The 22,358-nt window shown below is 62.3% G+C and carries 20 protein-coding genes; 14 read left to right on the plus strand and 6 right to left on the minus strand.

Features of this window, described 5'->3' with window-relative positions; translation table 11 throughout:
- Window positions 1–296: 296 nt before the first annotated feature.
- The 5 genes from thiD to hemB all read left to right on the plus strand — a co-directional run bounded on the left by thiD (window position 297) and on the right by hemB (window position 4,812).
- The gene (gene thiD / locus QSJ80_RS00085) at window positions 297–1,091 is read left to right on the plus strand and encodes a bifunctional hydroxymethylpyrimidine kinase/phosphomethylpyrimidine kinase (RefSeq protein ID WP_285762225.1); all 795 of its coding nucleotides are present in this window, start codon (window positions 297–299) and stop codon (window positions 1,089–1,091) included.
- Window positions 1,092–1,190: 99 nt separating this feature from the next.
- Window positions 1,191–2,483 carry a glutamate-1-semialdehyde 2,1-aminomutase gene (gene hemL, locus QSJ80_RS00090; RefSeq protein WP_285762226.1) on the plus strand — a complete coding sequence of 431 codons (1,293 nt, stop codon included), beginning with the start codon at window positions 1,191–1,193 and terminating at the stop codon, window positions 2,481–2,483.
- Window positions 2,480–2,728 (plus strand): hypothetical protein, encoded by a 249-nt coding sequence (locus tag QSJ80_RS00095; RefSeq protein WP_285762227.1) that lies wholly within the window; start codon window positions 2,480–2,482, stop codon window positions 2,726–2,728. The genes hemL and QSJ80_RS00095 overlap by 4 nt, the downstream gene beginning before the upstream one ends.
- A 235-nt stretch (window positions 2,729–2,963) precedes the next feature.
- Window positions 2,964–3,713 (plus strand): hypothetical protein, encoded by a 750-nt coding sequence (locus QSJ80_RS00100; protein WP_285762228.1) that lies wholly within the window; start codon window positions 2,964–2,966, stop codon window positions 3,711–3,713.
- 88 nt (window positions 3,714–3,801) lie between these two features.
- Window positions 3,802–4,812, plus strand: a complete 1,011-nt coding sequence (hemB, locus tag QSJ80_RS00105) for a porphobilinogen synthase (protein WP_285762229.1) — start codon at window positions 3,802–3,804, stop codon at window positions 4,810–4,812.
- A 28-nt stretch (window positions 4,813–4,840) separates the two neighbouring features.
- Here the strand turns inward: hemB and mrcB are convergent, their stop codons facing one another.
- From mrcB to QSJ80_RS00135, 6 genes are all read right to left on the minus strand, one after another.
- Window positions 4,841–7,297 (minus strand): penicillin-binding protein 1B, encoded by a 2,457-nt coding sequence (gene mrcB, locus QSJ80_RS00110; RefSeq protein WP_285762230.1) that lies wholly within the window; start codon window positions 7,295–7,297, stop codon window positions 4,841–4,843.
- A 144-nt stretch (window positions 7,298–7,441) separates the two neighbouring features.
- A complete protein-coding gene (locus QSJ80_RS00115; RefSeq protein WP_285762231.1) occupies window positions 7,442–9,094 on the minus strand; it encodes a putative bifunctional diguanylate cyclase/phosphodiesterase in 1,653 nt (550 codons plus the stop codon).
- 6 nt (window positions 9,095–9,100) lie between these two features.
- The gene (locus QSJ80_RS00120; protein WP_285762232.1) at window positions 9,101–9,667 is read right to left on the minus strand and encodes a YajG family lipoprotein; all 567 of its coding nucleotides are present in this window, start codon (window positions 9,665–9,667) and stop codon (window positions 9,101–9,103) included.
- 33 nt (window positions 9,668–9,700) lie between these two features.
- The gene (locus QSJ80_RS00125) at window positions 9,701–10,747 is read right to left on the minus strand and encodes a DUF2333 family protein (RefSeq protein WP_285762233.1); all 1,047 of its coding nucleotides are present in this window, start codon (window positions 10,745–10,747) and stop codon (window positions 9,701–9,703) included.
- Window positions 10,748–10,773: 26 nt separating this feature from the next.
- A complete protein-coding gene (locus QSJ80_RS00130; RefSeq protein WP_285762234.1) occupies window positions 10,774–11,208 on the minus strand; it encodes a copper chaperone PCu(A)C in 435 nt (144 codons plus the stop codon).
- Window positions 11,209–11,243: 35 nt separating this feature from the next.
- Window positions 11,244–11,963 carry an N-acetylglucosaminyltransferase gene (locus QSJ80_RS00135; RefSeq protein WP_285762235.1) on the minus strand — a complete coding sequence of 240 codons (720 nt, stop codon included), beginning with the start codon at window positions 11,961–11,963 and terminating at the stop codon, window positions 11,244–11,246.
- A 156-nt stretch (window positions 11,964–12,119) separates the two neighbouring features.
- On the opposite strand from QSJ80_RS00135, the gene QSJ80_RS00140 reads away from it, so the two are divergent.
- From QSJ80_RS00140 to purH, 9 genes are all read left to right on the plus strand, one after another.
- On the plus strand, window positions 12,120–13,937 hold the full coding sequence (locus tag QSJ80_RS00140) for a protein-disulfide reductase DsbD family protein (protein ID WP_285762236.1): 1,818 nt from the start codon (window positions 12,120–12,122) through the stop codon (window positions 13,935–13,937).
- Between the two features lie 338 nt (window positions 13,938–14,275).
- Complete coding sequence (gene aroQ / locus QSJ80_RS00145; protein WP_285762237.1) at window positions 14,276–14,719, plus strand: type II 3-dehydroquinate dehydratase; 444 nt, start codon at window positions 14,276–14,278, stop codon at window positions 14,717–14,719.
- Between the two features lie 29 nt (window positions 14,720–14,748).
- Complete coding sequence (gene accB / locus QSJ80_RS00150; RefSeq protein ID WP_285762238.1) at window positions 14,749–15,213, plus strand: acetyl-CoA carboxylase biotin carboxyl carrier protein; 465 nt, start codon at window positions 14,749–14,751, stop codon at window positions 15,211–15,213.
- A 24-nt stretch (window positions 15,214–15,237) separates the two neighbouring features.
- Complete coding sequence (accC, locus tag QSJ80_RS00155) at window positions 15,238–16,578, plus strand: acetyl-CoA carboxylase biotin carboxylase subunit (protein WP_285762239.1); 1,341 nt, start codon at window positions 15,238–15,240, stop codon at window positions 16,576–16,578.
- Between the two features lie 166 nt (window positions 16,579–16,744).
- Window positions 16,745–17,626: a 50S ribosomal protein L11 methyltransferase gene (prmA, locus tag QSJ80_RS00160; RefSeq protein ID WP_285762240.1), complete on the plus strand. Its 882-nt coding sequence runs from the start codon at window positions 16,745–16,747 to the stop codon at window positions 17,624–17,626.
- A gap of 163 nt (window positions 17,627–17,789) precedes the next feature.
- Window positions 17,790–19,064, plus strand: coding sequence for a DUF3426 domain-containing protein (locus QSJ80_RS00165; RefSeq protein WP_285762241.1), 1,275 nt, complete (start codon window positions 17,790–17,792; stop codon window positions 19,062–19,064).
- Between the two features lie 176 nt (window positions 19,065–19,240).
- Window positions 19,241–20,242 (plus strand): tRNA dihydrouridine synthase DusB, encoded by a 1,002-nt coding sequence (dusB, locus tag QSJ80_RS00170; protein WP_285762242.1) that lies wholly within the window; start codon window positions 19,241–19,243, stop codon window positions 20,240–20,242.
- Window positions 20,239–20,547: a DNA-binding transcriptional regulator Fis gene (gene fis, locus QSJ80_RS00175; RefSeq protein WP_285762243.1), complete on the plus strand. Its 309-nt coding sequence runs from the start codon at window positions 20,239–20,241 to the stop codon at window positions 20,545–20,547. Before dusB ends, fis begins: the two co-directional genes overlap by 4 nt.
- Before the next feature lie 231 nt (window positions 20,548–20,778).
- Entirely contained in the window at window positions 20,779–22,347 is a 1,569-nt protein-coding gene (gene purH / locus QSJ80_RS00180) for a bifunctional phosphoribosylaminoimidazolecarboxamide formyltransferase/IMP cyclohydrolase (RefSeq protein ID WP_285762244.1), read from the plus strand.
- Window positions 22,348–22,358 lie beyond the last annotated feature (11 nt).

The following is a 22,358-nucleotide window of genomic DNA, read 5'->3' on the forward strand; positions in this document are numbered from 1 at the left end:
GGACTCTACCCATGGCAGAGCGCACTGCAACGCTCTCGGTTGAGTTTTGCGTCAGGAAAATGGCTTTGGCGAATTCGACCAGAGGCGCGGCCATTCACGCATAGAGTTGCCGAACAAGCATTCGGGTTGAGCGGGCTTGCAACAAAGTGATCCGTAAATATCCTTATCAACGAGGTAAATGTTTTACCTTGAAATCTTGAACCGACACGCAAGTCAGGGGGCGAATTGAAAGGCCTTCTCGACTAGAATTCACAAAGACCGTCGCTGTTGCGCATACCGAGACGAAGCGTCCGCCCATGACCCAGGAAACCAACCCGCCAATCGTCCTGAGCATCGCCCACCATGATCCCACTGGCAGTTCGGGGCTTGCCGCGGATATGGAAGCTGCTGCCAGTCTGGGCTGTCATTGCACTTCCGTGGTGACAGCGATCAGCGTGGGAGATACGCGCGAATTTATCGGCGCCGCACCGGTGGAGGATCACCTGCTGATAGAGCAGGCGCGCGCCATCCTGGAGGACATGCCGGTTGCCTGCATCAAGGTGGGCTACCTCGGCTCAACGGAAAATATCCGCGCCATCCACAGTGTGTTGCGGGACTATGAAGATATTCCCGTGATCGTGGACCCGGATGCCACCCTCGCCGACAAGCAAAGCCACATGGCGCCGGCGCTGTGGAGCGCACTGGTGTCACTGATCCTGCCACTGGCCACACTGGTGGCGCCTAACAGACGCGAGGCGCGCGCCATGGCGGGCGAGGCCGATGTGCTGGATGCACAGGCGCAGGAGCTGCTTGCCAGTGGCTGTGAATACCTGCTGATGACCGGTGTGCCGACCAGCCCCACAGAACTGCAGAACGGCCTCTACGATATCCGCGGCCTGCTACGCACCTACCAATGGCAGCGACTGCCCAGTGCGACCTACGGCATCTGCGGCACCCTGACCACCAGCATCGCCTGCCATCTCGCCCACGGCCTGCCCATAATGGAGGCGGTTGCACGAGCACAGAAGTTCACCTGGAACGCGATCAAGGCCAGCCGCCAGCTGGGCATGGGACGCCCGGTCCCGAACCGCTTTTTCTGGACCAATTGCTAGGCCCACGTTGCGGCGCCATAATATGCCCCCTGCCAGAGGGCCCCGCGCCCTTATGTTCCATCCGGCGGCGGGTCTGCCGGCACAAATACGATCAGGCTTATGACTAAATCCGAACTGCTTTTCGATCAGGCGCGCAAGGTAATCCCCGGCGGCGTCAACTCTCCTGTCCGCGCCTTCCGTGCGGTCGGTGGCACCCCGATTTTCTTCGAGCGCGCCGAGGGCGCCTACCTGTTTGACGCGGACGACAAGCGCTATGTCGACTATGTGCAGTCCTGGGGCCCGATGGTACTGGGCCACGCCCATCCGGACGTGATCGACGCGGTAGTCGAGGCCGCCGAGCAGGGCCTGAGCTTCGGTGCACCAACCGAGTCAGAGACCCTGCTGGCAGAGGAACTGTGCCGCGTGTGGCCGAACATGGACCTGGTGCGCTTCGTGAATTCCGGCACCGAAGCCACCATGAGCGCCATCCGGCTCGCGCGCGGCTTTACCGGGCGCGACAAGATCGTGAAGTTCGAGGGCTGTTACCACGGCCACTCCGACTCCCTGCTGGTGAAGGCCGGCTCAGGCGCCCTGACCATGGGCGTGCCCAGCTCCCCGGGTGTACCGGCGGCACTGGCCGACCACACCATCACCCTCACCTATAACGATGCGGACGCGGTGCGCCAGTGCTTTGCTGAAATCGGCAACGAGATTGCGTGCATCATTGTGGAGCCGGTGGCCGGCAATATGAACTGCGTACCGCCGGTACCCGGTTTCCTGGAAACCCTGCGCGAGGTCTGTGACGAGTCCGGCGCACTGCTGATCATCGACGAGGTCATGACCGGCTTCCGTATCAGCCTGACCGGCGCTCAGGGTCACTACGGCGTGCGTGCCGACCTCACTACCCTGGGCAAGGTGATTGGCGGCGGCATGCCGGTGGGCGCCTTTGGCGGTCGCCGCGACGTGATGGAATACATCGCGCCGCTGGGCCCGGTGTATCAGGCCGGCACCCTGTCCGGCAACCCGGTCGCCATGGCCGCGGGCCTGACCACGCTGGAGCTGGTGCAGGAACCGGATTTCTACGAACTCCTGAACGAGAAGACCGAGGCGCTGGTAGACGGCATCCTCGCAGCCGCGAAGGAAGCGGGCATCCCGATGACCGCCAACCGGGTTGGCAGCATGTTCGGCTTCTTCTTCACCGATGCCGAATCGGTCACGAACTACCAGCAGGTCATGGCCTGTGACACCGAGCGCTTCAATACTTTCTTCCATGGCATGCTCGAAGAAGGCGTTTACCTGGCCCCGGCCTCCTACGAAGCCGGTTTCATGTCCGTCGCCCACAGCAAGGATGATATCGACTACACCATCTCTGCGGCCCGACGCGTGTTCGACCGGCTCAAGGCAAGCGCATGATCTACCTGGTATTGACCCACAGCGGATTCGAGCAGGTGGCCGCCGAGGCCATCGCGGGCGATACCCTGTGGCTGAACACCGGCCTGCTGCAGGCCGATGAGCAGCAGTCACTGGAGGCGCGGGAACTGCGTGTGGTGGTTTCCCGCACCCCCATCAACCCGAAGAAAGACCGCGACATCTTCACCGCCATGGATGAAATCGAGCGGCGCTTCCGCGGTGAGGAAGTGCTGGTCGAGTACCCCTGAGCCGATTTCGTGGGCAAATTCAGCGACGATTCAGTTGCGCCAGGTTAAAAAGCGGGTGTGAATCCAAGGAAACCGCACCATGCGCCAGATCCCGTACCGATTACTCGCCGTCCTCGCCATTACCCTGACGCTCGGCGGCTGTGTCACCTACCCCGCGACACCGGTGGTCGTTGAGGAGACCTATGTCCGGGAGACAACCCCGGTCTACCGGGCACCACCTCGATACAGCTATACCGTGATCTCTGACCCCGGTTATCGTTTTTATGACGATACGCTGGGCGTCTACGTCTTTTATGACCGCAGCGACGTCTTCTATCGACACGGCCGCTATTATCGCTGGTACCGGGACCACTGGATCAGCGCCAACCACTGGGGCGGGCCCTGGTACCCATCCCCGAACCTGTACATCTCGGTGAACTTCCACGATCACTGGCACAAGCGCCTGCGCCGCCACGGCCACCGCTACGCCGGCGGACGCCACCACAGGCCGCCACGTCGGCACGGTCATCACGACCGCCATGACCGGCGTGAGCGCCATGACGGAGATGGACGCCATGACCGGCATGACGACAGGGACCGGCGCGAGCGGCGAGAAGAGCGGCAGGATCGCCGCAATGATCGCCGGGACAAGTTGTCTGTACCGCGCGCAGACCGGCCGCTGGCCATCCGTGACCCAGGCATCATACGGGCTGCTGAGCGGCCCGGCAGCGACCGCCGCGCGGTGCGCGACTGGCCCAAACCGAGAATCCAGCGCGGCCAGCAACAAAGACAGGAACAGGCCCAGCGCGAACGGCCGCAACACCCGCGCCGGGAGCTAAACGACAGACGTAAAGCCGCCGCGGAGCAGGTGCCGCCGCAGGAGAGCCAGCAGGCAAGGAAGAAACGCAGCAAGGCCGATAAGAAAGCCGACAAACGCAAGCAGGTACGGCGGGCTCGGGAACCGCTCCCGCGCCGGTCCAACGAAGCCCGCCGCCGGATCGACTGATTTGGTATGATGCCGCGAGAATCGCTCGGGAGGCCCCCACTGCGGGGCCTCCCGGCAACTGGCAGCAACCGAGAATAGCCCGAATACCATGAGCAAGAACCTTGCGCGGGGTCCCTACCCCAGCACACGCCTGCGCCGCACACGCGCACACGCATTCTCCCGTCGACTGGTGCGCGAGAACCACCTCTGCGCCAGCGACCTGATCCTGCCCCTGTTTGTGATCGAGGGAAATACCCAGCGCGAAACCGTTGCCTCCATGCCGGGCGTCGAGCGACTTTCCGTCGACCTGCTGGTAGAGGAAGCGCGCCAGATCCACGCACTGGGCATCCCCGCGATCGCCCTGTTCCCGGTGACCGACCCCGCCAGCAAGAGCGAGGACGGGCGCGAGGCCTACAACCCGGACGGGCTGGCGCAGCGCGCGGTGCGCGCCGTCAAGGCGGCGGTGCCGGAGCTGGGTGTGATTACCGATGTGGCCCTGGACCCCTTCACCACCCACGGCCAGGACGGCATCATCGATGGCAACGGTTATGTGCTGAATGACATCACTGTGGAAGTGCTGGTCAAGCAGGCACTTTCCCATGCGGAGGCCGGCGCCGACGTGGTTGCCCCTTCGGACATGATGGACGGGCGCATCGGTGCGATCCGCGAGGCGCTGGAGCGCCACGGCTACCACAACACGCAAATCCTCGCCTATTCGGCCAAGTACGCCTCCAGCTATTACGGCCCGTTCCGCGATGCCGTCGGTTCTGCCGGCAACCTGAAAGGCGCGGACAAGTTCAGCTACCAGATGGACCCGGCCAACAGCGACGAGGCCCTGCACGAGTGTGCGCTGGATATCGCCGAGGGCGCCGACATGATCATGGTGAAACCGGGCATGCCCTACCTGGATATCGTGCGCCGGGTCAAAGACGAACTCGCGGTGCCGACCTTCGCCTACCAGGTGAGCGGTGAGTACGCGATGCACTGTGCCGCCTTTGAAAATGGCTGGCTCAATCGCGAGGCGGTCATCCTCGAGTCACTGCTGTCGTTCAAGCGCGCCGGCTGTGACGGCATCCTCACTTACTTTGCCAAGGAAGCGGCGCAACTGCTAAAGCGCTGACCGGAATCAGGCTACCAGGGGCGCCCGATCAGCGGCGCCAGCCCTGCGGCAGCGAGAGCGGTTCTTCCTCATCATCGCGTCGCTCTTCCTGTTCGCGCTGCTGACGCTCACGCTGTGGGTCAATGCCCCAGCCGGGCGTCATCCTCTCACTATCCCTGCGCTGCTGTTCGCGCTGTTGTTGCTGACTATCGCGATCGAACCAGCCCCGGAACCAGCCGCGCAGGTTGTCACGCCCCTGCTCGCAACCCGGCGCTGCGCGCAGTTCAGTCTCGATGGAGAACGGCATTTCCCGGCCGCCACTGCAGCGCCCCATGCGCTCGCCCTTGTCACTCACCCGCAACACTTCAACGCCCCGTGGCGGCACCACACGGCCATGCCGGTGTGGCAGCTGGCGCATGATCTCCGTCCATACCGGTAACGCACCGGTGGAGCCGGTGAGCCCGGTTCCGGTGTTATCGTCGCGGCCAATCCAGACCACTGCGGTGGTGTCCGGGCTGAAGCCGGAAAACCAGCTGTCGCGGCCATTGTTGGTGGTGCCGCTCTTGCCGGCAAATGCGATGCTGTTGGGCAGTCGCCGGTAGGCGTTGCGGCCGGTCCCTTCTCGCATGACCTGTTCGAGGCCGTAACGAATCAGGTAGGCCGGGACATCATCGACGCTGCGCTTGGCGCGGCGACGGAAACTTTGCAGGTCATCGCCATCCGGGCCGGTTACCGCCAGCACCGTGCGCAGCTGCACGTGCTCTCCGCCGTTTGCCATGGTCTGGTACATGCCGGCCACTTCAAACGGGGTCAGTTCGGCGGCCCCGAGAAACAGTGCCGGCACGCGCGGCAGATCCGCGCTGATACCGAGTCGGCGCAGGGTATTGACCACACTCTCCACCCCGAGCTCGATTCCCAGTCGCGCGGTTGCCTGGTTGTAGGATTTGGCCAGCACCAGGTACAGCGGCACCATGCCGTGGCTGCGCTTGTCGAAGTTCGCAGGCGACCAGATATCCCCGTTCGGCATCTGCTCTTCCAGCTCCGTGTCCTGCAACAACGTCATCAGGTTGTAAAAGCGTGGCTGCTCCAAGGCGGCGAGAAATACCGCCGGCTTGATCAATGAGCCCACCTGGCGACGCGCTTCCAGTGCACGGTTGAAGCCCGGGTAGCGCGGACGCCGGTCCCCGACCATGGTGAGCACCTCGCCGGTCGCGTTGTCGACCAGCACGATAGCGCCCTGCAGCGCCTTTTCCTGCAGCTGCCGGTCTTTCTCGATTTTTTCCAGCTGCTGCTCCAGCGTTCGCTCGGCAATGCGCTGCACTGAAGGTGCGAGGGTCGTATAGACGCGCAGCCCGGCGGTGCGCAGCTCTTCATAGGAGTAATACGGCTCTAGCTCCTGCACAACCCGTTCGGAGAACGCCGGATAGGGGTTCTGGCCGACACCAGCCGCGGCAACCACACCGAGCGGCATCGCGCGATACTTCTTCAGCTGGGCATCGTCGATCAGGCCCTGCTCATGCATGACATCGAGTACCACATTGCGCCGCTCCAGCGCGCGCTTGGGGTGGCGCCACGGGTTGTAATAAGAGGCGCCCTTGGCGAGGCCCACCAGCAGTGCGATCTGGTGTGGCTCCAGGGCGGTGACCGGTTGCTGAAAATAGAACTGCGAGGCAAGGCCGAAGCCGTAGATCGCGCGGCTGCCCTGTTGCCCGAGCCACACCTCGTTCATGTATTCCTGCAGGATGTAGCCCTTGTCGTAATGGAACTCCAGCAGCACCGCCATCAACGCCTCGTTGATCTTGCGCCACAGGCTGGGCTTGTGATCGAAGAAGATATTCTTCACCAGCTGCTGGGTAATGGTGGAGCCGCCCTGCACCACCTCGCCTGCTTCCAGGTTTGCCCGGAACGCGCGCGCAATACCGCGGGGGGAAACGCCAAAGTGATGCACGAAGTAGCGATCTTCCACCGCGATCAGGGTCGGGCCGAGGAGGCTGTCGGAAAGCTCGGAAAGTCTGACCGGTGAGCGATCGTCACCGCCGCCAAGCAGGCTACCGATAAACGCGGCATCGAGGCGGAACTCGCGGGGGTTGTCCGCGCCACTTTTCAGATTGCGAATTTCATCGTTGCGCAGGGTGAAGGTCGCAACGGCCGCAGGGGCCTTGCCATCGGCGTGCACGAAGGCGCGGCGATAGACCCGGTAGGTCATCCCCTCGCGTGACCACTCGCCCGGGTCATCGGCCAGGTCCACGCGCTTGTAGCCGAGCGCATCGAACTCCGCCTCCAGCGCATCCGGGTGCATCACCCGGCCATTGGCCAGTTCCAGCGGCCTGGCGAAGACGCGTGCAGGCAGCTCGTACTTGCGGCTGTCCAGCCGTTCGCGCAATTTGATGTCGAGGAATACCATGTAGGCGGCCACTACTACCGCCCCCAGTGCGGCCATCCACACCAGGAATTTCAGTAGCCCCCGCCACAGGGAAGATTTCTTGCCGCGCCTGGTTTTCGCCATACTGCCGTTACACCACCTGCTCTTTCCACTATAGCCGCCGCTCAATTACGCGCCACGCGTATATGCCACGGCAGCGCAGCATACCGGCTTGGAATACCTGGTCACAATAGCGCTAGTGGTTGGGAAGGTTACGCTGACGGAGTTTCAGCAGGCCGGCAGCGGGGATGGCCGGGCAATGGCGTAGCCCTGAGCAAAGTCCACCCCCATGCCGGCGAGCTTGTCACTGAGCGCAGCGCTCTCGACATATTCGGCAATGGTGGTGATACCCATGCAGCGGGCCAGATGATGGATGGTACTGACCATGGCCGTATCAATGTCATCGTGCAACAGGTTGCTCACAAAGCTGCCGTCGATCTTCAGGTGGTCTACCGGCAACTGGCGCAGGTGCGCGAGTGAAGAAACCCCCTTGCCAAAGTCATCCAGCGCAAAGCTGCAACCCGCCGCGCGCAGGCGGTGGATGAATACCAGCGCCAGGTCGAGGTTATCGATGGCACAGCTCTCGGTAATTTCAAACTGCACGCGCGAGGGTGCAACCCCGTACCGGGTCAATTGCGAAAGTGCGAAATCCGCAAATCGCGGGTCACCGAGGCTGGCGCCGGAAATGTTGATCGCGTAAACATCGTCGTCATTCCGCTGCGACATGAATGCGAAGACCCGCTCCAGCACCCAGCGATCCAGTTCATCCATCATGCCGCAGCGCTCGGCCGCCGGCAGGAATTCACCCGGCGATACCAGCGCGCCGTCACGGCCCTGCAATCGCAACAGCACTTCATAGTGGTGCAGCGCCATATCGTTCTGCAAGGCCACCACCGGCTGCCGGTACAGCAGCAGCCTGCCGTCAGCCATTGCGCCATGGAGCTCTGCCATCCAGTCCGTATCCCGCCGACGCCCCGACTGCTCCCCGGGCAGGCCCAGCAGCTTCACCCGGTTACGTCCCTCTGCGCGGGCCGCCAGACAGGCTTCACGCGCGGAATCGAGCAGGTGCTGACCATCAGCCTCGCCGGGCGTAACCGGCACCGCACCAATGGATAATGACAGGCCGAATACCTGACCGTCCCACGGAAACTCGAACCTGTTACACGCTTGTCGCAGCGCCCGCAGAAATGCCTGCGCCTCGGCAAGACTGTGATCCAGTAGCAGCAGTGCGAATTCGTCACCGCCAATACGCGCGGCCAGCCCCGCGCCGCCCGGCTCCTTCTGCAGGAGCTGCGCCACAGCGACGAGGAATGCATCCCCGGCAGCCTGGCCGCAATGGTCGTTGATCCGCTGCAGCTGGCAGATATCGATGTAAAGCAGGATATGGTGGTCGCCGCCACTTTCGGCGGTCAGTTGCTGCAGGCGGCCGGTGAAACCGCGCAGGTCTGCAAGCTGGGTCAGGGCATCGCGGCCAGCGGATTCGTCGATCGCCCCTGCGGAGAGATTGCGGATGACTACGGCATAGGCGCTGGCCTCGCCAGGGGGCTGGCCAGCCTCCGGTACCGGCAACAGCCGCACCTCTACTCGGGGGCCGGGCGATCCGCACTCCGCGCCGACGATGTAGAGAATGCCCTGCCATGCCAGCGGGGACCGGTGCCCACCTGAGTGACTGGTATCTTTGAGGGCTGCGAGCATCGCCGTTGGGCCATCACCTGCGTCGATGCGCAGGCAATCGTCGATGCCGCGGCCTTGCAGTTCAGATTCTTTTCTTGCGAGCAGCCGCACAGCGGCTGCATTGGCAGAGTAGATGGTACCGCCCTGATCTGCGAGCAGCACCGCATCGGTTACCGCCGCAAGTGCGGCGAGTGCAGCAGCGGTCATTCAGGCTTAGCGATGCTCAAGCAGGAAAGCCTGCAGCTTTTCATCGGCAAAGACATTGGTGAGTGTCGAGGACAACAACTCATTGATACTGTGCTGGACTTTGGCAGCACTCGGTGCGACCAGCAGGCGTTCGTCACCACTGCTGCGATAATTACCATTGTAGGTGGCCCCGCCAATGCGCACCTGGACCCGCACCTCGCACTCCTTGTCGATATTGCTGGTGTATACCTTGTCCGGGCTGTGATAACCAAGCTTGACCAGTTCGGCGTGCACTTGCACCTGTCCGCTACCAGCCCCCTCGCTAAATCCCCAGAGTTCGAATCCGCGCGAAAGTTCTTCCTCCAGCGCCTGGCTGACGCTGTTCTTGATGGTCACGGACGAAGTATCGGCATAGACCCCGCCGAGAGAGCCCAGACTTTTGTCCGCTCGCGCATCCGTGGCACTGACCATGATGGGGCGGCCCATGCCGATGTTTTCCGGCGCCACATTGGCAGACGGCTTGAGACTGATCTGCAATGGGCTGTTCGCGCAGCCGGCAAGTAGAATGGCGAGTAAGCAGACAAGTTTTTTCATGTTTCCCCCGGTAAATCTTCAGTAAACAAAGTTTTAACCGCGCGCGAGCAGGTCGCGCAGGTCGATCAGCGCTGCATGCGCACGTGAAATGTAGGATGCCATCACCAGAGAATGGTTCGCCAGCGGGCCAAAACCGTCGCCGTTGAGGATCACGGGGCTCATTACCGTGTCCTGTGTCGCCTCCAGCTCGCGGATAATCTGGCGCAGCGATACGACAGCATTTTTCTTCTGCAACACCGTGGCAAAGTCGGTTTCCACGGCCTTCAGCAGGTGCAGCAGCGCCCAGGTGGTGCCGCGAGCCTCAAAGAAGACGTCGTCGATCTCTGTCCAGGGCGTTTTCACCAGCTGTTCCTGCGGCGCTGCAGTGGACTGGGTGGCATCGGCATCCCCCGCCAGGTCGATATTGATCTGCATCTTGCCAACGCTCGCGCTGAGTCGCTGGGAAATACTGCCGAGGCGGCTCTCAACCGTGCCGAGCCAGTCGCGCAGGTTGTCCGCACGCGCATAAAACTGCGCGGAGGACTGCTGCGGGTCTGCCAGGCGTGCGAGGTAATCCTCCAGGTTCTCGATACCCACCCGGTACTCGCCCTCCGCATCCGGGAACAGCCACTTGTGCCGGTCCGTGTTGAAGCGCGCATCCGCGGTGCGCAGGGCATTGTCCTCTCTGGACTGGGATTGCGAGCGACTGAAGCGATCGCGCATGACCTTGGCAAAGTCACGCACCTGGATCAGCACGCCGAATTCCCAGTTCTCCATATTGTCCAGCCACACTCCCGGCGGCGTGCGGTCATTCGACAGGTAGCCGCCCGGCTTGTCGAGCAACGTCTCGGCAAGCCCGATCAGGGTAGCGGTAGTGGTACTGCCGATCACGACCTGCTGCCCGGAGGCCTCCGCACGCTGAGCAGTGTGTTCGCGCACATCGAACTGCGCCGGCGTCATGCTCCAGTAGATGCCCAGCAGCGCGGCCAGCAAAAGATAAGCTGCGATACCGGCGAGAAAATAACGGCCAGCGCCGGCATTTACGCGAAGGTCGCGCCACCATGCCACCATCCGCTGGCGAAGATCAGACAAAGCCGTCATTCAGGACTCCTAGGCAATTCTCAGGCTCAGTGGTGGTGATGATGCTTGCCTGCACCGATTTTTTCTACGGCAAGCGCCACAGTTTGCGACTCTCCGTCTGCAAATTTCAGTACCACATCGAGCGCCTGCCCCGCCTTGAGGGCGGCCCCCTCAAGCATCAGGTGCAGCCCCCCCGGTGCCATCCGTACAATTCCGGACGCAGGGACAACCAACTGCTTCAGCGCGCGCATCTGCACGCGGCCATCGACCTCCCGCGTTTCATGGATGGAAACGTCCATGCCCTGCGCCGTCACTTCAACCAGCGTGCGAGCCGCTTCGCAGTCGTTGCGCAGGTGCAGGTAGGCCGCACTCATGGACTGCCCGGGTATCGTCTCCCGTGCAAAGCCCGTAACTTCAAGCTCGCAGGCCCACGCTGTACTGCTACCCAGCAGGGCCAGCAGCGCCAATAGTTTCCTGGTCATATCCTGTCTCCCCCAAACCCGACCTGCCGCCGGTATTATTGTTGTTGCAACTCGAGTCGCGGCTGCGGCCCGATGCGGATATTTGCCCTTACCCGGTAACCGGGCACCGCCTTGCGCAGCTGGCTGTAAATCCATCGCCCTTCGGCATCCGAGCGCGTGATGATCTCCACGCGCAGGTTGTTCGCGCGGATACGTTGCGCGACCAGCCCCAGCTGGGCGGAAAGTGATTCGCTGCGCGCATCGAGGTCCGTGCCGGACAACTCGATAACCATACCACCGCTCCCCGCTTCTGCGGGAGCGGCCAGCGCCTGCGCGGTACGGCGCTCCTCGTCGAGTCGCCGGCGAACTTCGGCCACCAGCGGGCTATCCCCGATCACCCTGTCCGCGCGGCCGAGTAGCCACTCCACCCTGCCAAAGTCACGCCGCTTGAGCGCCTCGCGCGCTTTTTCCACATAACGCATGACAATGGTCTGCAGGCCACTGATAGCACGCTGGTCGCCCGGGCTCAGGCTCAGCACACGTTGGTAATAGTCGTAAGCGCTGAAGCCCTCGGGCGTTATCAGGTCATCGGCAGCCAGTGCGCGCTCGGCCCGCCCGAGAAAATACGCGGTAGCGTGGGCGCGCTGCTGCGCGGGTGTCGGCCCGCGGCGCTCAGCGGGTGGCTGTACCTTTACTGGCTGCGGCTGTGGTGGCTGCGTCTCACAACCACCGAGCAGGGCAGCTACGCAAAGGGCTGTCAGGCGGGTCTTATGCATTTGTTGTCGCCGGTTGGTTCGGGACGCGTGTTTTCACCGCATTCACCTTTTTCCGTTAAACTCTGGAACCCCAATTGCTGGTGGTCGTCCAAACCAAGAACCATACCGCGAGCACCGGGTCCGATAAAGTCATAAAGCCGGCAGTAGACAGACAATATGATGCACTTCCACGCAGTGAATCCGACAAAACCAACAACAGGCACCGCCTCAGGGCTGCTGATGCTACTGCTGGCGATTCTGCTTTGCGCACCCCTGGCCCAGGCCCAGTCCCCGGAGCTACCCGGCGAGCAGCCTGCACTGGCGGGACAGACTGGCCTGCCGGGAACCTTGGCGGGCGAGGCCCTGACACCGCAGCAGGACGAGTTTCTGCGTGTGGACCAGGCCCTGCAGCAGGACTTCCTGTTCGGCGCGGACGGCATCAGCGTCATATTCCAGATTGCCGAAGGCTACTATCTCTACCGCGAGCAGCTTGCGGTCTACCACCTCGACGACCAGGGCAAGCAGGCCCTGCTGCTGCCACTGCCGACGGGCGAAGTGGTCTGGGACGATTATTTCGAAAAGGAAACCGAGGTTTACCGACACCAGCTTGAGGTTCCGCTGGCACTGCCCGAAGGCCCCGTTACCGTCGAAGTACACTACCAGGGCTGCGCCGACGCAGGCCTCTGCTATCCGCCACAGGTGCGCACCTTCGCGCTGGACCCGGCCACGGGTATCGCCACTGCACTGACCCCGAAACGCAATACGGCAGGGGCACTGGACGCAACCGCCAGCCGCAACGCTCCGGACCTGGTGCTGCCGCTGGCAATACTGTTTTCCTTTATCGGCGGCCTCATCCTCAACCTGATGCCCTGCGTGTTCCCGGTCCTCTCCATCAAGGCACTGGGGCTGGCACAGTCTGCGACCAAACCCGCGACCCGGCACCTGCACGGCTGGGCCTATACCGCCGGGTGCGTGGCAACTTTCACAGCGATCGCAGCCGTAATGCTGCTGCTGCGCCGCGGCGGGGATGCCGTTGGCTGGGGCTTTCAGCTGCAGTCACCGGTGCTGGTGGGCGCACTGGCCTACCTGTTCTTCGCCATGGGCCTGTCGCTGTCCGGCCTGACCAACCTCGGCAGCCGCCTGGCCGGCACTGGCAGCCGCCTCGGTGGCAAGGAGGGCCTGCCGGGCTCCTTCTTTACCGGCGTCCTTGCCACTGTGGTGGCCAGCCCCTGTACCGCGCCTTTTATGGGCTCGGCACTCGGCTATGCGGTGACCCAGCCTGCACCGGTGGCACTGGCAGTATTCGCGGCGCTGGGGCTCGGTATGGCGGCGCCATTCCTGCTGCTGAGCTACTCACCGAAACTGGGCGAGAAGCTACCCAAGCCCGGCCCGTGGATGGAAACCCTCAAAAACGCCTTCGCCTTCCCGATGTACCTGACCGCGGTGTGGCTGGTCTGGGTGCTCGGCCGCCAGGCGGGCAGCGATGCAATCGCCCTGCTGCTCGCCGGCGCCGTGGCGCTGGCATTTGCACTGTGGGCATGGCCCCAGCAGGGCTGGCGCCCGCTGCGGGGCGGCCTCGCAATCGCCGCCCTCGTCGGCGCAATCGCAATACTGCCACAGCTGAAATCCGGCAATGGAGACAAGAGCAGCTACTGGGAAACCTATTCGCCGACGAAGCTGGAACAGGCACGCTCTTCCGGCAAGCCCGTACTGATCAACATGACTGCGGCCTGGTGTATCACCTGTCTCGCCAACGAGCGCGTGGTGCTCAGCAGCGAAGCCGTGTCACAGCAGATTGAACAGCTCGGGGTGATTGCGCTGAAGGGCGACTGGACCAACGAAGATCCGCAGATTACCGAATTGCTGGCCCAGTACGGTCGCACCAGCGTGCCGCTGTACCTGGTGTACCCGGCGGATGGTGGACGGGCGAAGGTCCTACCCCAGATCCTCACGATCGCAGGCGTCAATGAGGCGCTGGCCAGCGCCGCAAACTGAACGAAGGTGCCGGCCGGAGGCCGGCAGCAGGCCTGCAAACCCGCCAAAAAATCCGACATTTCGGCCACTACTGTGACCAGCAAATACCATTCGGTCAGACTCGCTATCCAGCCAAAGTGTTACTGCCGCACAAATGCACCGCAAAGCCCCGCTAAACACCGGCTTTTGGTCTAAATTCCGTATATCCATCGTAAATTCGGGCTAAATGCTGCGATATGTCACAAACTGCGGCACTTGCGGTCATCGCCATGGACAGAAGGTCAGTTATCCGGCACACTCGCCAGCCATAACTGACAGGCGCCCCGATGCGGGCCCACACCACCGGAGAATCCGCTTTCATGGCCAAGATCCTGCTGCTGCACGGACCTAACCTGAACCTGCTCGGTTCGCGCGAGCCGGATGTCTACGGCGCAACCACGCTGGCGGATATCAATCGCGCCGCGGAAGCCCAGTGCGCCGAGCGCGGTTGCGAACTCGCAACCTTCCAGAGCAACAGTGAATCAGACCTGATTGATCGCGTGCACCAGAGCCGCACCGAGGGGGTCGACGCGATCGTGATCAACCCGGCAGCATTCACCCATACCAGCGTCGCGCTGCGGGACGCGATCAGCGCAGTCGCGATTCCGATGGTCGAGGTACACCTGTCAAATGTCCACGCCCGGGAAGCTTTCCGGCGTCACTCATATTTTTCCGATATCGCTGTCGGCGTGATCTGCGGCTTTGGCGCCACCAGTTACACACTGGCGCTGCAGGCGGCCCTGGATCACATCGCGGCCCATTGAATCCCAAATATACGAGCGAGAAATAAACTATGGATATCCGCAAAATTAAGAAACTGATTGAGCTGCTCGAAGAATCGGATATCGGCGAGCTGGAAATCAAGGAAGGTGAGGAATCCGTGCGCATCAGCCGCGGTGTCAGCGGCATGCAGTCACAGCCGATGATGGCGCCTATGATGCAGCAACCGGTCGCAGCGGCACCGGCGCCTGCCGCACCGGCAGCAGCCGAGGCCGAGCAGGCTGACACGGGCCCGGCCACCAGCGGCCACGCGGTGAAGAGCCCGATGGTGGGCACCTTCTATCGCTCCCCGAGCCCGGGCGCCTCGCCGTTCATCGAAGTTGGCCAGAGCGTCAAGGCCGGTGATGTCATCTGCATCGTTGAAGCCATGAAGATGATGAACCAGATCGAGGCGGACAAGAGCGGCACGATCGAAGCGATCCTGGCAGAAGACGGCCAGCCGGTCGAATTCGACCAGCCTCTCGTCACCATCGTCTAACCCATCTTTTGGCGAGCGCTGTCCATGTTTGAAAAAATACTTATTGCCAACCGGGGCGAAATTGCCCTGCGTGTCCTGCGCGCCTGTAAAGAGATGGGAATCCGCACCGTTGCCGTGCATTCCCAGATCGACCGGGACCTGAAACACGTGCGCCTGGCAGACGAGTCGGTGTGCATCGGCCCCAACCCGTCCCCGCAAAGCTACCTCAACATTCCCGCCCTGATCGCGGCCATGGAAATCACCGATGCCGTGGCCGTACACCCGGGCTACGGCTTCCTGGCGGAAAACGCCGACTTTGCCGAGCAGGTACAAAAGAGCGGTTTCACCTTTATCGGCCCGGACGCCGACGTTATCCGCCTGATGGGTGACAAGGTTTCCGCGATTGCCGCCATGAAGAAAGCCGGCGTACCCACGGTACCGGGTTCCGATGGCCCACTGCCGGAAAACGGCGAGCGTTGCCTGGAGATCGGGCGTAAAGTCGGCTACCCGGTAATCATCAAGGCCGCTGCCGGCGGTGGCGGACGCGGCATGCGCGTGGTCAACACCGAAGCTGCGCTGCTCAACTCCATCCAGGTCACCAAGGCGGAAGCCAGGGCCGCATTCGGCGACGATACGGTGTACATGGAGAAATTCCTGCAGAACCCGCGCCACGTTGAGATCCAGGTGATGTCTGACGGCCAGGGCAGCGCTGTGCACTTCGGTGACCGCGACTGTTCCCTGCAACGTCGTCACCAGAAGGTCCTGGAAGAAGCTCCAGCCCCGGGCATCCCCGATGACGCCAGGCGCGAGTGCCAGGAAGCCTGTGTGCGCGCCTGTATCGAGATCGGCTACCGCGGTGCGGGTACTTTCGAGTTCCTGTACGAAGACGGCCGCTTCTATTTTATCGAGATGAATACCCGTATCCAGGTAGAGCACCCGGTCACCGAGATGATCAGCGGCTTTGACCTGATCAAGGAACAGATCCGTGTCTGCGCCGGCCACAAGCTGTCGGTGACACAGGAAGACATCAAGTTCCGCGGCCACTCTTTTGAGTGCCGGATCAATGCCGAGGACCCGAACACCTTCCTGCCGTGCCCCGGCCGGGTAACCAACTTCCATGCCCCGGGCGGCCTGGGCGTGCGGGTCGACTCACACCTGTACAGCGGTTATCTGGTGCCACCGAATTATGACTCCATGATCGCAAAGGTGATCACCCATGCGGATACGCGCGAGGAAGCGCTGGCGCGCATGCGTGTAGCCCTGTCGGAGCTGGTGATCGACGGCATCAAGACCAACATTCCGCTGCAGGAAGAGCTGGTTCGTGACAGCGCCTTTATGGAGGGCGGGGTCAACATCCACTATCTTGAGAAAAAGCTGGGGCTCTGAACCCCCACTGCGGCCTCTTTGGCGCTGTGCGTTGAAAACGCATGAATACTTCCTGTAGCTCCGGCGCGCACTTCCCTGTGCGCGACGGTTTCAAAGCACAGCGCCAGTCCAGCCGCACCACTCCCCGCCAGTCGAGTAGAATCCGTACATTTAGGCGAGAATTACCATGCCCTGGCTGCAACTCCGTGTCGACACCAATCGCGATGACGCTGCCCGGATCGAGGCAGCCATGCTATTCGCCGGCGCCGTATCCGTCACCCTGCAGGACAATGCCGATCAACCGGTGCTCGAACCCGCGCTTGGCGAAACCCCGCTGTGGGATGCGACCCGTGTGACCGGCCTGTTCGACGCGGATATCGATACCCGCGTCACCGAAGCCAGGGCAGCCTCCCACCTGTGTGAACCCCTGCCCAACGCCCGCTGGGAACAGCTCGAGGACAAGGACTGGGAGCGCGAATGGATGGAGCACTACCACCCGATCCAGTGCGGAGAGCGCCTGTGGGTCTGCCCGAGCTGGCGTGAGCCGCCGGAGGCCGACGGCGTCAACCTGATGCTGGATCCGGGCCTGGCGTTCGGTACCGGCACCCATCCCACCACTTTCCTGTGCCTGGGCTGGCTCGACGGCGCGCCGCTGGCCGGCAAGACCGTGCTCGATTACGGCTGCGGCTCCGGCATTCTGGGCATCGCCGCCCTGTTGCTGGGTGCAGAGCGCGCCGCCGGCACCGATATCGACCCGCAGGCCCTGCTCGCCAGCCGCGAGAACCTGCGCCGCAATGGCCTCGCCGAGGACCGCTTCCCGGTGTACCTGCCGCAGGACCTGCCGCAGGCGGAAAACGACATCGTGGTGGCCAATATCCTCGCAGGCCCGCTGGTGGAACTGGCACCGGACCTGATACGCCAGCTCAAGCCCGGCGGCCGCCTGTGCCTGTCCGGGATCCTGCAGAGCCAGGCCGAGGCCGTAAAATCCGCTTATCGCAACTGGATCGACTTCGACCCGGACGGCGTGCGGGAGGAATGGGTCAGGCTGTCCGGCGTGCGCGCGCGCTGAGCAGAAGGCTGCACTTCTGAGACAGAGCGCAAACGGTGGCCACAAAAGCCCGCAAATGGTACGCATGGCACTTGCTCCGCCAAGCTTTGCGCGCCTAAACTTGGCGGTTATTCAATCCCGCGGGCTGGCCGCGGGGGGCGCCAAGGAAACTCCCTGACCGCAGATGTCGCAACTTGTAACCCGCTGCCCGCATTGCAGCACCTCCTTCCACATCAGTTCCGAGCAGCTTCAGGCCGCACGCGGCTCGGTTCGCTGTGGCTCCTGCCTGAAAGTCTTTCGCGCAGATGAAAACCTGCTCGATGAAGACGGCAACCCGCTGCCGCCTGCCCGGGACCAGGCCCAGGAGCAGGTGGATACCAGGCAGCCGGAAGGTGGCGACATTGAAGGCGATGACGAAGCAATCACGCCCGGCAAGGACAGGGACTTCGACGCCCTGCTCGACGATGACGACTTCCTGATCCATGACGATGCCGACATCGGTATCGAAGAGGACGAGCCGGAAGCGCGGGACCAAAAGGAAGACGCGGTGTTTTCCGACGCCTTTCCTACCGAAGACGAAACGCCTGCGAAGGCCAGCAGCGACCTGCTGGAGGAGAACGAGGCACCCCTGATCGAGCTGGGGGATGAGGCGGATACAGACAAGGATGAGGACTGGGCAGAGGCCCTGCTCGGGGACGGCAGCACCCGCGAGGAAAACCGCTTCGACAGCAACTACGCGGAATCCATGGCCCCGGCCGATGCGGAAGACGCCGCTGCCTTCGACACAGCCGAAAGCAGCCCGCAGAGCACCTCCGGGGATGCCTCACTGGAGGAGGAACCCGAGGAAGAAGATGTTGAGCCACCCCGGGACGAGGAGTGGATCCGCCGTGCCAGCGAGAAAATCGAGTCTGGCGGCCGCGGCCACCTGATCTCGGCCATTGAGCCGGCGCCGCTCGAGGTCAACTGGCAGCCAAAGAGGGATCGCCGCTTGCCGGGCTGGGCCTGGGGCCTGCTGGTGCTGGTGCTTGCCGCCGGCGCCGTGGCACAGGTCGCCTATTTCCGCTTTGACAGCCTCAGCAAGCAGCAACCGTGGCGCGACCTCTACGCGGCAGCCTGCCCGCACCTCGGCTGCAAGCTGCCCGCGCTGGTGGATCTCAAACAGATCCGCGCTTCCAACCTGGTAGTGCGCAGCCATCCGCAAATCCAGGACGCCCTGGTGGTGGACGCGGTCATCGTCAACCGCGCGCCTTACGCACAGCCCTTCCCGCACCTGCTGCTGAGTTTTACGGACCTGAAGAACCAGCCAGTCGCGGCAAGACGCTTCAGCCAGAAAGAATATCTGCGCGGTGAGCTGGCGGGCAGGCGTAATATGCCAGCCAACCAGCCGGTGCACATCGCCCTCGAAATCGCCGACCCCGGCAGCGAAGCGGTCAACTACCGCATGCAGATCAGCCACTGACTGAGGGGCCACCCGGGCCCTTGCAGTGGCCTTTCCGTGACCGATACGGACTGCTACAAACCCAGGGCAGTTTGCACACAAACTGAGTAATTTTTCGCTTTCCTGAGTCACTTTCAGGCGCTATCATAGGCGGCCTTTTTGCCGACTGAGCAAAAACTCCACAAAAGGCCTGATTTGTGACCGACAGGACAATCCAGATTGGCGACTACCAGATTGACGTGCCGGTAATCCTGGCACCGATGGCTGGCGTCACCGATCGACCATTCCGTCAACTTTGCCGTCGTATGGGAGCCGGCCTGGTTGTTTCGGAAATGGTCACCTCGGACACGCGCCTTTGGGACACCCGCAAGTCACGCCAGAGGCTGCAGCACGACGGTGAACCTGCCCCGATTTCGGTGCAGATCGCCGGCGGCGACCCGCAGATGATGGCTGATGCAGCGGTGCAAAACGTCGCCCGTGGCGCCCAGATCATTGACCTGAACATGGGCTGTCCGGCGAAGAAGGTCTGCAAGAAGGCAGCGGGCTCCGCCCTGCTGAGAGACGAAAAACTGGTCAAAGATATTCTGGAATCAGTCGTTCAATCCGTCTCTGTACCAGTGACACTGAAAATTCGCACGGGCTGGAGCCCGGAAATGCGTAACGGCGTCACTATTGCAAAAATCGCTGAAGATGCAGGTATTGCAGCGCTGGCGGTGCACGGTCGAACCCGTGCCTGCGCTTTCCGGGGCAGCGTTGAATACGACACGATCGCAGAGATTGTCTCCGCCGTGTCCATGCCGGTCTTTGCCAACGGCGATATTTGCAGTCCGGAAAAGGCCCGCGAAGTGCTGGATTACACCGGCGCAGCTGCCGTCATGATCGGCCGCGCGGCCCAGGGAAGACCATGGATCTTTCGGGAAATAAGCCATTACCTGGCTACAGGGGAATATTTGCCCGAACCTTCACTGGAAGAAGTCAGGGACATACTGCTCGACCATCTGGGAGAGCTGCACCGTTTCTACGGTGAAATCATGGGGGTCCGTATCGCCCGCAAACACGTGGGTTGGTACCTGAAGACACTCGCCGGCGGCGAGACCTTTCGAGGGGACTTCAACAAACTGGAAAGCGCAGAAGCACAACATGCCAGCGTTCGGACCTGGTTCGAACGCCAAATAAATAGAGAGGCACAAGCGGCATGAATAACGAAGCACTGATTGCAGAAGCAACCACAGAAGCATCCAATGGGGGCGTACAATCACAGCTGCAACAACCGCAACAGCAGTCTCTTAGAGACGCGGTTGAGCACGCTATGGAAAACTACTTCCGTCATCTCGACGGACAGATGGTTACCGATGTGTACGATATGGTTTTGTCAGAAATTGAAGCGCCAATGCTGGAAGTCGTGATGAAGTACACCCGTCACAACCAGACCCGCGCGGCACAAATGCTGGGCCTCAACCGGGGAACCCTGCGCAAGAAGCTCAAGCGCTACGGCCTGCTTTGAGCAGCCAGACCGACCTGCCGGCCCAAGCGCCGGACATGTAAAGGGGTGAGTTTTTCTCGCCCCTTTTCGTTTTTTGGCCAGACGCAAATTAGCGATGGCCGATATGTGTGTGAAACTGTTCATTCACACCCCCTCCGGGTGGCATAATGCCGCCCCGCAGACCGCCGTCGCGCGGCCTGCCCGAGCCATCGAAAGACCAGAGCCATCTATACAATAGGTACGAGACCCCTCATGACCGATATCTCCCCCATCCGCCGCGCACTGATCAGCGTGTCCGACAAGACCGGTATCGTGGAATTCGCCAGCGCCCTCGCGGCTCGCGGCGTTGAACTCCTGTCCACTGGCGGCACCTTCCGCAAATTGCAGGAAAGCGGCATCGCGGTAACCGAAGTATCCGACTACACCGGTTTCCCGGAAATGATGGACGGCCGCGTCAAGACCCTGCACCCGAAAGTGCACGGCGGCATCCTCGGCCGGCGCGGCACCGACGACAGCGTGATGTCCGAGCACGGCATCGATGCGATCGACATGGTGGTGGTCAACCTGTACCCGTTTGAGCAGACGGTGGCCAACCCGGACTGCAGCCTCGCGGATGCGATCGAGAATATCGACATCGGCGGCCCGACCATGGTGCGCGCCGCAGCCAAGAACCACAAAGATGTGGCCATCGTGGTCAATGCCGCTGACTACGACAGCATCCTCGCAGAGCTGAAAGAACAGGATGGCCTGTCCTTCAAGACCCGTTTCGACCTGGCGGTGAAGGCGTTCGAACACACCGCCGGCTATGACGGCGCCATTGCCAGCTACCTCGGCGCGCGCCTGGGCGATACGCCGGAGCAGTTCCCGCGCACCTTCAATACCCAGTTCATCAAGGCGCAGGACATGCGCTACGGCGAGAACCCGCACCAGAATTCTGCGTTCTATGTAGAGAAAAACCCGGCCGAGGCCTGCATTGCCACCGCCACCCAGCTGCAGGGCAAGGCGCTGTCCTACAACAATATTGCCGATACCGATGCTGCGCTCGAGTGCGTCAAGTCATTCGAAGAGCCAGCCTGTGTCATCATCAAGCACGCCAACCCCTGCGGTGTGGCGGTTGCCGGCAGCATCCTCGAGGCGTACGAGCAGGCCTACCTGACGGACACCGAATCCGCGTTCGGCGGCATCATTGCGTTCAACCGCGAGCTGGATGCTGCCACCGCCAAGGCCATTGTCGACCGCCAGTTTGTCGAGGTTATCATCGCGCCGAGCATCTCCGCCGACGCCCAGGCGGTAGTGGCGGAGAAGAAGAACGTACGCCTGCTGGCCTGCGGCGAGTGGGGCGCCGAGCGCGCCGCGGCATTCGACTTCAAACGCGTCAACGGCGGCCTGCTGGTTCAGGACCGCGACAACGGCATGGTCAGTGCATCTGACCTCAAGGTAGTCACCAAACGCCAGCCGACCGAACAGGAAATCCGCGACCTGCTGTTTACCTGGAAAGTGGCCAAATTCGTCAAGTCCAATGCCATCGTCTACGGCAAGGACGGCCGCACCATCGGCGTCGGCGCTGGCCAGATGAGCCGCGTCAACTCCGCCCGCATCGCCGCCATCAAGGCCGAACATGCGGGCCTCGAAGTACAGGGCTCCGTCATGGCGAGCGACGCTTTCTTCCCGTTCCGCGATGGCATCGACAATGCGGCCAAGGTGGGCGTGAGCTGCGTGATCCAGCCAGGCGGCTCCATCCGCGATGAGGAAGTCATCGCCGCAGCCGACGAACACAACATGGCGATGGTATTTACCTCCATGCGCCACTTCCGCCACTGATAAGGGGAACA

This window comes from Biformimicrobium ophioploci (assembly GCF_030270605.1).
Taxonomy (GTDB): Bacteria; Pseudomonadota; Gammaproteobacteria; order Pseudomonadales; family Cellvibrionaceae; genus Biformimicrobium; species Biformimicrobium ophioploci.